Here is a 14,455-nt window from a genome sequence, read left to right as displayed (position 1 = left end):
GCGTAGATACACCTCTATTCTATGAAAAAGTCACTGCTTACTCTTCTGGCTCTCGTTTCAGCTATCCACACCGCCATCGCGGCGGAAAAACCAAACATCGTCTTTGTTTTCGCCGATGATTTGACCTTTGAAAGCATCGGGGCTTATGGGCTGACCGATTGTAAGACGCCCAACCTCGATCGTCTGGTCAAAAACGGAGCCTCGTTTACTCATGCCTACAACATGGGTGCGTGGGGTGGTGCGGTATGCGTGGCAAGCCGTGCGATGATAAACAGCGGGGCCTTTGTCAACCGGGCTCAAGCGGCGATCAAGGAAAAGCCGCATTGGTCTGAAATGATGAAACAGGCAGGATATAAAACTTACATGACCGGAAAATGGCATGTGCCGGGTGCTCCGCGCTTTGATGTCGTCAAGTTCCCAACAGCAGGGATGCCCAAAGGATCTGGCTACAACCGACCCAAAAGTAAGGAAGACTATGAAAACGGCTGGAAACCCTGGGATAAAAAACAAGGAGGCTTCTGGGAAGGAGGCACTCACTGGAGTGAGGTAGTCGCCAATCACAGTCTCGATTTCATCAAGCAGGCGAAAGAAGACGACAAGCCGTTCTTCATGTATCTCTCCTTCAATGCCTCGCACGATCCCCGGCAGTCACCCAAGGAATACATCGATATGTATCCTCTCGATAAAATCAAGCTGCCAAAAAACTATCTTAACCTTTATCCATACAAAGATGAGATCGGTTGCGGCCCTGGTCTGCGTGATGAAAAGCTAGCACCATTCCCACGCACCGAGTTCGCGGTAAAAGTGCATCGTCAGGAATACTTCGCGATCATCACCCACATGGACGCGCAGATCGGACGCATTTTGGATGCCTTGGAGGCAACGGGCAAAGCCGATAATACCTATATCATTTTCACCGCCGACCATGGACTCGCTTGTGGTCACCATGGTCTGTTTGGGAAGCAAAACATGTATGATCACAGCATGCGTGTTCCGTTCATGATCAGCGGACCGGGAATCAAACCGGGCAGCCAATTCGACATGCCCATTTACTTGCAAGACGCCATGGCGACCTCTCTGGACTTGGCCAGCATCGAGAAGCCGGAACAAGTCGAATTCAAAAGCCTGATGCCACTCATCAAGGGGGAACAGAAAGTTCAGTATGAGAGCATCTATGGCAAATATATCAACCTGCAGCGCATGATTGCCAAAGGGGACTGGAAATTGATCGCCTATCCTAAAGCCGGAGTGGTTCGCTTGTTTAACACCAAGAAAGATCCGGATGAAATGAACGACTTGGCGAGCAAGCCGGAGTATGCCCCCAAGATCAAAGAACTCAAAGCCGAGCTCAAAGAGTTACAAAAAGCGATGGGGGACACACTCGATATTGATAAACCAGCACAGCCTAAGAAGAAGCAGGATAAAAAGGGCAAGAAAGCCGCTAAAACGAATAAGTAGCGGCCTTCAGCGGGTGGTATAGCAGCCGTGCGGTCCCATTCACTGAGGTCTGACTGATTTGTTAGTCCAAAGCTACTGCTTCTTGCGAGTGTGGCTGAACAGCCAGCGGAAGAAGTCTGGATCAGACAAGGGGATCTTTCCGGCATTGTGGCCCATGTCATCTAGCACGATGACCTTGGCCTGTTTGCCGCCTGCTTTTTCGATGGCTTTGAGAACCATGGCTCCCCGGTCGGCAGGAACAACGCGATCTTTTTCTCCGTAGTAAGACCTCATCGGAAGAGTGGCGAGGTTTTTACCCCACTGATCAAGATTTGGAGTGATGTCCTTGGGTCCGAGGGCGCCCAGACCTCCAACTATGGGTGCAATGGCGGCAAAGTGTTCAGGATTGGCGCCGGCCCAGGCGTAAGTGCCGTAACCGCCCATACTGTTTCCTGATAGATACACTCTGTTGGGATCAATGGGTAGGGTGGCCAGAAGATGTGTGAGAAGTTTATTAAGATCGGCGGGAACCCAACCTCCTTTGGCCCCTGCCACGGCCGGACTTTTGGCTGCTTGTGGAGCGACGATGAGAGCTTCGATGCCTGCCTTTTTGAGAGTGCGCATCACTTTGACTGCGAGCCCTCGGGGCTTTCTGATGTCGAGCCCAGTGCCACCAGCGCCGTGCAGTAAGATGAGAAGAGGGAGCTTCTTCTGAGCTGCTAGAGATTCGCCTAACACATAGTAGTCGGGATTAAGGGAAGTTGCTTCCTTGGCGGTTGAGTCAGGAAGACGGTGGACTTTGCCTTCGTCTCCCTGTTGGGCATGTAATACAGCGGCACTCAAGAATAGCAGAAGGATGATAGAGAAAGATTTCACGAGATCATCTTAGCCAAGTTGAGAAATTGTTTTGCAGCCGATGCCGTTGAAGTCGTCTTTGATTCCGAACCGTTGTCCGATGGTGTAGTGGAGGTTTGATAGCGGTTGGCTTGGAAGTTTGATGTGTTGTCCCAAAGGAATCTGCTTCTGACCGCCACCGGCCAAGATGATGGGAAGGTTGTTCCGTTTGTGGCCGTTGCCATCTTTCATGCCGGAGCCGTAGAGAACTACGGAGTTGTCTAACAGGCTTGAGCCTCCTTCATCGATACCTTTGAGTCGTTCCAGGAAATAGGCTAACTGTCCGATGTACCACTCGCTGACTTTTTTATACTGGCTCACGGCTCGTTCTTTCTCCTTGTGATGGGACATGCCGTGGTGATCGCTGGAGACGCCATCGATGAAACTGAAGTTCTGGCGGCTGAATCCGTGAGCGGTCATCAGGGTGCAGACGCGTGTGGTATCGGTCCACAGCGCGAGCACCATGAGGTCTAACATGAGACGAAGATGCACGTCGCGTTCGCGGGGGATACCGGACGGTGGGCGCACGAAGAATTCTTCGCCAGGCTCGGTAGGTGGAACCCATGCGCGTTCTTTTGGGCGGATGGTGCGTTCTAACTGAACCTCGACAGAGCGAACGCTTTCGAGGTATTCGTCGATCTTATGTTTGTCGAGATAGCTGGCTTGTCTACGTAGCGATTTGGCATCTTCTAACACGAGATCGACCACGCTCTTTTGCAGTTCGGCATCACGCACAGCATCAGGGCCGGACTTACCTCTGAAGAGGCGGTCAAACGCAACCTGAGGGTTGATCTCGGGAGAGACGCGTGTGGTGGGGGAACTCCAGGTGACAGTGTTGGCAATAGAGATCGCAAGACCACCGGCGTTGCCCTGGCGTGGTGGCTCGGTGCCTAACACTAGGGAACGGAATGCAGAGTCTTGGCCGATCTGTGCGGCGATTTTCTGATCGATGGACGTGCCGGCCTTGCCGTTTTTCAAATTGTGTCCAGTGAGGAAGGCGGTCGTCATCTGCACGTGGTTTCCGCCTGTCACATTGTTCAGTCCGGAGAGAACGGAAAACTGATCACGCAGACCTGCGAGAGGTCTGAGGATGGGGGAGAGTTCATATCCTGCACCTACACCACTAACATCCCATGCTTTTGGATACACTCCGTTCGGCTGGAACATACTTACGAATCGTAATGGCGCTTTGCTCGGTGTCGCCACCGTGCCAGAAGCCCCGACCGCATCGGCCATGATTTCCAAATGTGGCAATGCAAGCATCGCTCCGATACCGCGCAGCATTCTGCGTCTAGAGATCATCCATGGTTTGTTCATTTTTCGTCTGGGTTTGGTGGTGAGTTGTTCTGATGCAGAAACGGATAGCTGAGCACGATTTCCTCGATCAATGTCGAGGCCTGGTAATCGTTCTTTTCCAGCGCGGCGGTGATTTTTCTCAAAGGCGCCTCGTCGAAAGTGGCAATCTCCCGACCTAATGCAAAGGCGAGCATGCGTTCCGAAATATTGCGAATGAACTGCTTCTTGCGCTCTTTCATTAGCCAGGCTTTTAGCTCGGCTGCGCCGCTGAATTTGAAACCGTCCAAGGTGCCTGAGCTATCGATGAGTTGTCCTCCGGCCTCCTTCTTGCGGAAGCGCCCGATGGCATCGTAGTTCTCCATGCCGAATCCGATGGGATCGATTCGATCATGGCAGCTGGCGCATTCTTCCTTTTTCCGGTGAGCTTCTAACTCCTCGCGCAGAGTCATGTTTTTCTTCAGCCCCGCATTGGCTGTTAGCTCAGGTACGTCTGCCGGTGGCTCTGGGATGCGTTCGCCGAGAAGGGTTTCGACGACCCACTTGCCACGCAGCACTGGGCTGGTGCGAGTAGGGCTGGAGGTGGCGGTGAGCACGCTGGCCATTCCGAGTAGTCCGCCTCGGTTCGAATCTTTCAGCAGTACAGGACGCATCTTAGCGCCCTTCACTCCGGGGATGCCGTAGTGATTGGCCAGATCCTCGTTCAGGTAGGTGGCATTGGTGTCTAGGAGAGTGAGTAGACTGTGTCCATTGCGGATGAGGTGCTCGAAGGTGAGCACGGTTTCCTGTTTCATCGCCTCGGCGAGTTGGGGATTGAATTCAGGAAACAGTTTTTCATCGGGTAAGACATTCACTCCGAGAGCCTCGAAACCAAGCCACTGCCCGAGGAAGGCGGAAGTGAAATCGCGAGCCTTGGGATCTAACAGCATGCGCTTGACTTGCTGTCGTAGCACAATGGGATCGCGGAGTTTTCCTCCCTCCGCTAGCGTGAAGAGTTCGTCATCTGGCATCGACATCCAGAGGAAGTAGGACAGACGTGAGGCGATCTGGTAGTCATCTAACGCAAACTCCTCATCGTTTCCTGTGGGCGCCAGCTCGTTACGGTAGAGAAAATGCGGAGAAACTAAAATGGCTGTGAGGGCTAGTTTGACGGAGTCCTCGAAGCTCTCGCCTTTGGCAGATGCCTTTTTGTAGAGGTTGTAATACCGGTTCGTAGTCGAGCCGCTCATCGGGCGTCTTGCTGCGCGCTGGGCGAAACGGGCGATGATTCGCTGAGCCGCCTGGTCTTCCGTGACATCGGGTCCGGGAAGGACGTGAAACACATGTCGTTTATCGACACCAATACCTGAATTCTCAGGGCCTTCCACTTTCACCCAGTCAACGGTGACGGGGCCGTTTGTTTTAGGCGACTTGGTTTTTGGGCCCTTTTTCTTTTTCTCCTTTTTGCCGTTTCTGCCAGCGATATTCCACGAGATTTGATGGGCTCCTTTGGTCACAAAACAGGTGATTTCCTGAATCGATGGCGATGAGCCGGTGTATTTAAGAGTGCCCTTGGGTTCGTTATCGATCCGCATGGTCAGCGAACCTACTGAGAGATCTGTGGGCACAGCATGCGTGCGGATTTTATAGATGCCGTCGGCTGGGAAATCTACGGATTCGTAGAGTGTCATCTGACCGATTCTGAGGTTGTAGCCGGTGATGCCTGCCACCTTGCTCGGCTTGACTGAGGTTTCCGTCATGAACATGGTTTCGGCTTCCACCTGTTTACTAATCGGCTTAATCGGTTCTGCGGTGAGCGTATCCAACGCCTTTCTGGCAGCCATGAAATATTTCTCCATGGCAGCCGGGCTGAGAAAAAGATTGGCGCGGTCCGTGGTGAACCCGCTCTGCCCCTCGCCATCATCAGAAAGAATGTGTCCGGCGCGAAGATCAACACCTAGCAGGTCGCGCATGGTGTTGTTATACTCCGTTTTTGTGAGCCTTGGGATGGTGACGTGGCCGGCATCACGCACTTTTGACCAGTCGACGTTGTTGAGCTTTTTATTGAGCCACGCGACCATGGCTTTACGCTCCTCAGCCGTGGGCAGCGGCTCTTTAGTAGGCATTTCCTCGCTTTCGATCTGATACAGCACTTCCAGCCAGATTTTGCGTTTGGCAAAGACCTCTTTCTCAGAGGTGAAAGTAGTGAGGTCCAGGTCTCCCTTGAGTTTCTTACCTTCGCCGTGACATTTGTAACAATACTCTTTTAGTAGCGGCTGAATATGGCCATCGAATGTAACCTCCTCGGCTGAAGCAGTGGGGATAAGGCTGGCAACAAGGCACAGCAAACTAAGGCCGTGTTTCTTGCGAGTAGTTTGATGCCGGCTCATTTTGATGCATGAATTGGGATAGGGGGAATTATTCGGTTACGCATCGGAATATTGGAGTCTGTCACTGTGGGTATCTTAGCTGTCTATTCTCGGGAGCAAAAACCAACAAATCACCTGGATAGGAAACTGCCATCGGTCGATCATTATCAACTGATTACAGAATTAGTATATACCCTGAAAAGGGTATTTTGAAAGACGGATTTACAGGGGGTAATATATGCAATCCATGCGTTGGCAACATGTGCCCTTATTTCTTATCAATGAAAGTGAGCAGCGGCTCGATGAATCTCTCAAAAGACTCGATATGTGGCAGGTGACCAATGTCATTGATCTCCACCAGCTTCGAGTCAGGGATCGCAGAAGCCGTCTTTTTTCCCAGCTCTGGATAATTGCCCATGGTCTTCGCGACCTCTTCCGGCACCGTATTTTTGCCCAATGCTGTGGTATCGCGTTGGCCGATGATCAACAGAGTAGGAACCTTGATCAGAGGAAATTCATAGACCACCGGCTGGGTGAAAATCATGTCGTAGGTGAGCGCCTGATTCCAAGCCACGGCGGCATAGCCATCGCTTTTCACCATACCGACGAGGATGTCGACCCATGGTTGGTATTCAGGTTTCCACTTACCATCGTAATAACTTTCCAGCTGATACTTTTGAATGCCCTCACTGGTTTTGCCCAGTTCACCTTTGTACCATTGGTCGACTCCAGGGTATGGCACCTTGGTTTTCCAATCTTCAAGACCGATCGGGTTTTCCAAGATCAGCGACTGCGTGCGCTCTGGAAACATCAGCGCGAACCGGCTGGCCAGCATGCCGCCCATCGAGTGCCCGAGCACGTGAGTTTTCTTTACCCCAATCTTATCTAGCAGCGCGAGTGTGTTAGTCGCGAGGGACTGGAAGGTAAAATGATAATGCGCAGGCTTGGAGGATTTTCCGAAACCGATCTGGTCCGGCATCACCACCCTGTAGCCATCCGCCGCGAGCCGCTTCGCTGTTGTTTCCCAGTAGGCTCCGCAGAAATTCTTTCCGTGGAGTAACAGCACCGTTTCACCGTTAGGTTTCTCCGGCTTTACATCCATGTAGGCCATTTCGAGATCCTGCTGCTGGTCCTTGAATTTGAACATCGATACCTCAAACGGGTAATCGTAATGCTCAAGCCGTATTCCCAGCGCTTTCACTTCTTCAGCAGGCGCGGAACTCGCCAAACCGGAAATCCCTAATACCAAAGCCGTCGCGAATCCTGAAATGTTTCTTATCATATTTCCAAGCTACGGGCAAAGCGGTGGCTTTCAACCGGTTTTGTTGACTCACTTCAGAGGATTCTCATACCAGACCACATTCTTCGAGCCTCGGCCGGCGTTGAGCAAATCGAGATCGCCATCACCATCCATATCGATGCTTCGGAGGTCGTAGCTCTGCTGACCCTTGTCGAGTGTGTGAATGGTGAATTTTCCTTTGCCGTCATTCTCATACCAGCGCACCCACTCGCTACCGTATCCACAACTGGCAGCATCGATGTCGCCATCTTGATCGTGGTCTGCGAGGGTTAGGCTGTGTGGTTGTTTGATGTCGGGATCAATCTCGTTAATTTTCCAATCAGGAGCCCCGAACCAGATGACGCCTGCACTGTGACCACGACTGGCCACCCAATCGACTTTGCCGTCGCCGTTGACATCGGCCGGGAGAATGTTGGTCGCTGCCAGTTGGTTTTCGGCAAGAATCGTTTTTTTCCAGGCTCCTTTCACGCCAGCCTTGCCTGGGTTCGTCCAGTAAGCAAACCAGTTTCCATCTTCGAAAGGTTTCCCCTTTGCTCCAACAGCGATCTCTTTCCAGCCGTCGCCATCGATATCACCTGCGCCCATGTAGTGACTTCCTCCTCGGGCGTCACCGTTGGCAAAAACGTGCCGATCCCATTGCTTGGCATTTTTCCAGTCCTTGGGAACGCTGAACCAAGCGATCGAGTCACCGATGCCTTTGTCCGGTAAAAAGTTATTGATCACGAGATCGAGCTTGCCGTCGTTATTGATGTCGGAGGCGAGAATGCAGTGAATGCCTGTGATCTCGTGGTCAATGACGCGTGCTGTCCAAGCAGCGTTCTGAGCTTTCTCCTTACCTGGGTTCTCGAGCCAGAACGGATGACCGTGCGCAAGCGCTCCAGCCCAGTCCAGATCGCCGTCACCGTCAACGTCGAGCACAGCGCTGTGGATGCAGCCTCTCTTTTCACCGGGGAATCGATGCAGGATGATTTCCTTCCAATCCGGTGCTATGAACAAACTGACCTTGCCGTTCATGCTGGCGATCACGTCGAGGTGTCGGTCGCCGTTCGCATCCATAGCCACAGCGGTATTGCAATGCCCCTGCTCAGTGACGGTATGTTTTTTCCAAGTCTGAGCAGATGCATTGTCGGTGAGTGCGATCAATACGATAACCAGAGGGATAAGAGCTTTCATGATTAGACTTTAATAGAACGTTGGAGGTGCCACAAGCGAACTTGTAAATGACTGATGTTAGGTGAATGAGTGATGAGCTTGGGTTACATCCATGGAATGCCTCAGCCTCTGTCAGAATCGTGAACTGAGGGATATCCAGTTGGGGCAATGAAATAGGGAGTGCTCCCTCCCTCAGCCCGCACCATCACGCAGCGATCCAAGCCTTCATCGGGTTCCCATTTTTTCAATTTTATTCCTGACATGATTTCCAAGGGGACTGGCCAGAGGGGTTTTGGAATTACCTCTAGCCGAGCATCGTTTCCGAAATATTCGGCACATTCTTCCGCATGCAGCCACTTTCCGCGTCGCCCATCAGGATTAAGAAATTCCACTTCCAACGGTTCGCTGGCATTCACATGATTGAAAACGCAACCATGCACCAACTGCTGGACAACAATCTCTTCACCGCGAAATTTTTCAGGCAGTAAATCGCGATGAGTTTTGGTCAGCTGCAATTGATGCGACCTCATCTTTTCCAGCTTCCGAAAATAATTATCCCGAGCATCTGGCCCCGGCAGTAACAGCCTGTTCTCCGTTTCGACGGCCAAGTAGAATTTCACTGCTAGCTCAAGGTGAATCAGTTGATTTGAAATAAGGTCTCTCACCAAAAAATCCAGTTCTCCCAGCGTAAGTCCCGACTTTTGACGGATCTGAATACTCTGTGCTAAGGTGTCATATTGAGGCGTGGTTGCCAATAACACGGCTAACGCATCTTCGTAGAGATGCCCGAGTTTTTGCGGCAGGTTCAGAGGGTGTTCATCCTCTGGTTTAACCAAGGAATGGCACGGGAAAGCAGATCCTTCCGGGAGATCTCCGAGAAGTGGTGGGCCTTCAATAAGGTTCTGAAATAGAGCTTTGGATACGATGCTGGTGGACGGGGCCATGGCTGTCATTGTTAGGCGCGGTGGTGAAGCCATTGGTTATCCACAATCCTGTGTTAGGTAGCTAGGCCTGTCAGTCTAGTGCCCGCTGCAAAAGGTCGAGAGAAACTCACGTTCGGCTTCGAGTGTTCCTACTAACACCATGCTACAATTCTCAGGAAGCAGCTGATCAGGTCCGGGGTTGAACTGCCGTTGGCCGTCGACTTCTAATGCGATGATGGAACAACCGGTTCTTGAGCGGACCTCAGATCGGGCGATGGAGACGCCGACCAGTGAATGAGGAACAGGAATGGTGAACACATTGACGCCATCTCCTAACGGCACGGTGCCGCTGCCACGAAGGTAGGTGAATATGGTGTTAGCACCCATGGAGGCGTAAGAGAGAACCAAGTCAGCTCCTGCACGGTGGAGTCGTGAGGCATATTGGGGCTGGGTACAACGAGAGATAATTTGAACATCGCTACGCAGGCGCCGGTAGAAGATGGTTAGGAAAGTATTGATGGGATCGTCATGGGTGGTGATGATGACTGATGCTGCGTCATGCATACCGGATGCTACCAGCACATCAAACTCGGATGCATCGCCGATGATTTTGTGGTCGATGTTGTCTACTCGCTCCGGAATTTTTTCGATAATGATCCATTCGATTCCTGCCTCGGTAAGCGCGCGAGAGAGCACGCGACCTACGCGTCCACCTCCAACGATCACAACTTTGCAGCTTTTTTCTGTCGTGACGCCAAAGACATCATTGTAGTTTTGGACTTGGGCTTCGGTGCCTGCCAATAAGAGAATAGAACTCTGTGTCAGCGGTGTTGTTAGGTCGGTAGGGTAGTAGCTTCCCCGGTCCCATCTGCCGACCACGACCATGCCAGTTTGTTCGAAGATGCCACTTTCTGCGACTGTTTTTCCAGGCAGAGAAGTGCGTGCAATGCCTGTCTCAGCGATGCGAAGGTCGTCGATGGCTCCAATCACATGGGCATTGGCATCGTTGCCTATCACACGTCGGGCGAGGGTTTTTCCCATGAGATCCTCAAGCTGGAGAATGTGGGTGACTCCTGCGAGCTCGAGGGCGTCGCGCACACCATTTGTGGATGCGGACGCGACAATGGTGACGTCATCGGAAAGCTCGCGCGCGGTGAAGGTGATGTTAGTGTTTGTGATGTCATCGCGAGTGGTGACCACCATGCGGGCCTTCTTTATGTTTAGCTTTGAAAAGCTGTCAGGATCGGTCCAGTCGCCGAGGATGACAGGCACCCCTTGGTGTTGCAGATCGAGTGCTTGATCCAATGTGGAAGAGAGCACGTAGTAGGGATAGCCGTAGTCATCGAGTAAGCGGCTAAGAGATCGCGCGACAGGACCATACTCGGTCATGATCACATGGCCCTCCGTATTTGTGGAAACTTGAGTTGAAGCTTTCGACCGTTCCTGGGCTCGGATGTATGGGGCATAGAAAAACTCAATGAAGGTAAAGGGGAGAAGGACGAGTAGAAAGACGACACCGGTGATGAGCACCACGACAGAGAAGAAACGTCCAAGGTCCGAATGAAAAGTGATGTCGCCGAAGCCGAGTGTCGACATTACTGTTAGGGTCCAGTAGAAGCCAGTCAGCCAGCTGTGCTCCTGTCCTTCCCGCAGCATCAGAATATGGAAAATAATGCTGTAGGAAATGACTAACGAAAGCAGCACCGCGAGTAGCCGGATGAGAGCTCGAAGGTTAATGCGGTCTATCCGGTTTTCCCGGAACGCCGCGACAATGGTCGGAAGAGATTTCATGAATAGTGAACTATGTGATTACATCGCAGACCGTCAGAAAAGAAAGGGAAAAGAAAAATCGGTTTATTGCCATTCTGTAAAACCAAGTGAGTAATGGACTCCAATCCTGAACGATTCATAGATGAAGATCGGAGAGGTTCGACTTAAAAGGCGTTTCAATTTTTCGCGATGGAAATTGAAAACGTGATCTGAGTTGTGATGAATTCCCGACTGGTCGGTTTCAACGTCGAGTTTTACCCAGCATAAGCCGAGTTTGCACACAAAGGTAAGGGTAGGCCGTTAGAATGATGGCAAGTGGTGGTATGACGATCCAGATCCAGAGATGTGTCAGCAGAGAACGCTTTTTGGTGCCAGGCTCGCGTTTGGGCAGCTGGAGGAGGCTCAATAATGCGACGATGGCCAGGGTGATGAGGGCGAACAGGGCGACAATGGCGTGAATCCTTGGCGCGAAGTAACTCAAGGAGGAATTGGGGGCCACCCAGTTGGCTACCAATCCGGGGAGCCAACCGATCACCAGTAAGAGAAATACCCACGTGGCTGCACCAACTTGTTTCATCAACATTGTCGCGCTGTGGCGGAGTTTGGTGATCAGCGGAATGCCACGTTGCTGAAGGAATCCACGCATGACGATAGGGAAGTTCCGGATCGCTTTGGCATCTTTTTCCTTCCGAAAATAAACCGTCTCCACAGTATTCTTGAACGTGTCAGGACTGACGATGTCTTGCGAGATCATCGATGTTGTTAGCACTGTGCGGAAGCGACCATCAAAACGTAGGAATGCTTTCCAGAAAAATTCCGAGTCACCGAAGAACAGTTCGTCGTCAGGCCAGTATCCCGCATCGATGATCGTCTTCAGACTCATGCTATAGCTACCGAAGCTAACAAGGCCTACTGGATCGGTGGCTTCAATACGGTGCAGGAAAGAGGAACCGACATGCAGAAGCCGCGCAATGGCAGGAGCCTTCCAGATGTTGCTGTGATATGCAGGAACCGGCTGGAAACAAACACGCTCGCGATCCGGGCATGTTAGAAATTTCCACGTGAGGCAGGACAAGTAATCGGTGCTGAGGTAGCTGCTCGCTTCCAGGCATGAGACGATGACATTGGATGAATCAACACCCTCTTTTTCCATGGCCGTAGCTGCCATGCGGGCAGCGAAGTTCACGGCAGCGCCCTTGACCGGGCTTCTTCCTTCTTCCGCAGACGGGTGTGGTGCTACGTAAAATGCGGCGAAACGCTCGTAGTGCTCACGGTGCATATTCCACGCGACTTTTTTAACGGCCTTAGGCGCACCTTCGTGTGGGGCGAGGATGACCATCACTCGGTCGAGTGGAAAATCTTGCTCTAACAAGCTCGCCACCACCGATTCAATATTTTGCCGGCTCTCGGTGGAGATCGTGAAGATGACCACATGATGAATGGATTCGGAGGTTGGCACCTTGTCTCCGCTCTTGAGTAAACTGTTCAGTTGGCGGCGGTGGATTTTCTGCGACAGGCGTTGGAAAAAATCAGCTGGTTTGGCGTCCGTAAGAGCGGCCGAATCCGCCACTGCGGTATCGAACTGCTTGAGACGTGCCATCCAATCCGTATCGCGTTCAGTCCTGTTGCGTAGCGCCGATGCAATCATCACGCATGCGGCGTAGCCGAGATAGAAGACCCATAGCAGGTCGAATGCGAGGATGCACACGATGGCATAGATCGGACTGAACCAACTGAGCGCCACCATGCCGAGTAGCAGGCCCCAACTGATCGCACCCGGTAGGATTTCAAAAAATCGCTGCTGCCGCTCGTCGCGAGCTGAGAGCCCGTCCAAGCCATACACAAATTCACTGCTGTCCGTTGACTCGGTCATGGTGCTGGTTTGATCACGGAAATCTTCGCCGCTGGGGTTTTAACTTTCGTTTCCGGGAGAAGCCGGAGTGCATTGAGCTGGCCGCGCTTGGCATCGAGGAAAAACAAGGTTCCTGACTCCTCGGAATAGGCGATGGAGCTGCCGGATTTCACCTTGGTGATTTCGCGCTTGGCGGCGATGACACCGGGGAAAAGTTCGACGAGTAACACGCGATCGCCATCTAACAGTAAGGCGTGTGAGCCATCGTGGACGAAATAGGCGGCCCTGATGTTAGATCCCTTTTCATAAAACCAGCGCACGACACGGCCCGGCTGAAGTTGTCCACCACGGTGTCGTCTAGGGATCGGTTCATTGATGATTCCGGCTTTGTTAGGCTGCCAGATGAGAGCGCGGCCTGAATTGGGAGCGAGCTTGGCTCCACGGATCTTCACGTTTTCACCCACTAGTTGATGAGGTAGCTGGTTCTGCAATAGTGTTCCGTTTTCACCGAGGAAAAAGAACGCCTCGTCGTTGATGGGGATGATGCTGAAAAACTCCTTCTCACCAAACAACAGTCGCGCCTTTTCAACCTCCTCCGCTCTTGGCTCCGGTTCGTCTGTATTTAACGGCGTTCCGAACCGATCCATCCGGCGTAATTGCCAGCTGGCATCCAGCCCGTAGAGTTCGCTGTCACCCATGCCGAAGCCACGCCACGTCGAGCTACCGATGAGCTGCGAGCCGTCCTCGACCTCTTCCACGGCGGCTCCCTTGTTCTTTTTGAAAGCGCGCCGCACGTATCCTTTTTCGACCAAGAAAAAGGCCTCCGGGTTGATTCCTCCCCAAAGGATTTTGGGTGGGTTTTTGCCGGCCAGTTCCGGAACGACGCGAACGACGGCTGGAGTGTGGCTGAGATCGACCACCGCACCACCATGCTTTTTATGGCGGAACCATACCACGGCAGACTCGCTGCCATCGACGGTATCGATGTGTTTGACCGGAGCTGCGTTAAGCTCGGAATCCGATGGTAACACGGGGACTGCCTCGCCTTTTTTCCAGTCGAAGGCCAGCAAGGTAGGTCCTTTAGTTTTTGTTAGAAGGAGGTGGGATGTTCCATCGAGAGCTTGCAAGTGGGAGAACGTCGTGTCGGGGATGACGACGCGTGGCACCAGCGGATCAGGAAGTAGTAACAGGTGGTCCAAGACGGTGGCCTCGCCTCGAGTAACGGAAACTTCGCGTGTCATTTCTCCGTGTCCGGGTGCTTGCACATGGGCTTGAAGGTTCTCCGTCGGCAGGCGCGAAATTGTCTTTGGCCAAGGTCCGGTCAATGTTTGACCTGCGATCTCTACCTCAGCCTCCGGCGGGGTGACATCGAGAATGATCAAGCCGCCTTTCACGTAGCCAAGGGCGTACACGATTAACATCGGGCAGAGGATTGCGTAGCTGCACACAAAGAACCAAGACAGGATTTTACGTAAGCGATTCATGG

The 14,455-nt window shown here is 52.4% G+C and carries 10 protein-coding genes; 1 reads left to right on the top strand and 9 read right to left on the bottom strand.

The window, feature by feature from the left end; translation table 11 throughout:
• The first annotated feature begins 21 nt into the window (after window positions 1-21).
• Window positions 22-1,458, top strand: coding sequence for a sulfatase-like hydrolase/transferase (locus ACSPJT_RS07640; RefSeq protein WP_435895779.1), 1,437 nt, complete (start codon window positions 22-24; stop codon window positions 1,456-1,458).
• Between the two features lie 72 nt (window positions 1,459-1,530).
• Here the strand turns inward: ACSPJT_RS07640 and ACSPJT_RS07635 are convergent, their stop codons facing one another.
• The 9 genes from ACSPJT_RS07635 to ACSPJT_RS07595 form a co-directional block, all read right to left on the bottom strand.
• Window positions 1,531-2,313 (bottom strand): prolyl oligopeptidase family serine peptidase, encoded by a 783-nt coding sequence (locus ACSPJT_RS07635; RefSeq protein WP_435895778.1) that lies wholly within the window; start codon window positions 2,311-2,313, stop codon window positions 1,531-1,533.
• A 9-nt stretch (window positions 2,314-2,322) separates the two neighbouring features.
• Window positions 2,323-3,633: a DUF1552 domain-containing protein gene (locus tag ACSPJT_RS07630; RefSeq protein WP_435895777.1), complete on the bottom strand. Its 1,311-nt coding sequence runs from the start codon at window positions 3,631-3,633 to the stop codon at window positions 2,323-2,325.
• A gap of 11 nt (window positions 3,634-3,644) precedes the next feature.
• The gene (locus ACSPJT_RS07625) at window positions 3,645-5,993 is read right to left on the bottom strand and encodes a DUF1592 domain-containing protein (protein WP_435895776.1); all 2,349 of its coding nucleotides are present in this window, start codon (window positions 5,991-5,993) and stop codon (window positions 3,645-3,647) included.
• Window positions 5,994-6,240: 247 nt separating this feature from the next.
• Window positions 6,241-7,254 carry an alpha/beta fold hydrolase gene (locus ACSPJT_RS07620; protein WP_435895775.1) on the bottom strand — a complete coding sequence of 338 codons (1,014 nt, stop codon included), beginning with the start codon at window positions 7,252-7,254 and terminating at the stop codon, window positions 6,241-6,243.
• A gap of 48 nt (window positions 7,255-7,302) precedes the next feature.
• Window positions 7,303-8,445, bottom strand: a complete 1,143-nt coding sequence (locus tag ACSPJT_RS07615; RefSeq protein ID WP_435895774.1) for an FG-GAP repeat domain-containing protein — start codon at window positions 8,443-8,445, stop codon at window positions 7,303-7,305.
• A 101-nt stretch (window positions 8,446-8,546) separates the two neighbouring features.
• Entirely contained in the window at window positions 8,547-9,368 is an 822-nt protein-coding gene (locus ACSPJT_RS07610; RefSeq protein ID WP_435895773.1) for a DUF1853 family protein, read from the bottom strand.
• 75 nt (window positions 9,369-9,443) lie between these two features.
• A complete protein-coding gene (locus ACSPJT_RS07605; RefSeq protein WP_435895772.1) occupies window positions 9,444-11,138 on the bottom strand; it encodes a potassium channel family protein in 1,695 nt (564 codons plus the stop codon).
• 220 nt (window positions 11,139-11,358) lie between these two features.
• The gene (locus ACSPJT_RS07600) at window positions 11,359-12,990 is read right to left on the bottom strand and encodes a hypothetical protein (RefSeq protein ID WP_435895771.1); all 1,632 of its coding nucleotides are present in this window, start codon (window positions 12,988-12,990) and stop codon (window positions 11,359-11,361) included.
• Complete coding sequence (locus tag ACSPJT_RS07595; protein ID WP_435895770.1) at window positions 12,987-14,453, bottom strand: PEGA domain-containing protein; 1,467 nt, start codon at window positions 14,451-14,453, stop codon at window positions 12,987-12,989. Before ACSPJT_RS07595 ends, ACSPJT_RS07600 begins: the two co-directional genes overlap by 4 nt.
• Window positions 14,454-14,455: the final 2 nt, after the last annotated feature.

The organism is Oceaniferula spumae, from assembly GCF_042849255.1.
Lineage (GTDB): Bacteria > Verrucomicrobiota > Verrucomicrobiia > Verrucomicrobiales > Akkermansiaceae > Oceaniferula > Oceaniferula spumae.
The sequence above is the reverse complement of the archived record's forward strand: the minus strand, read 5'-3'. Positions and strand labels throughout refer to the sequence as shown.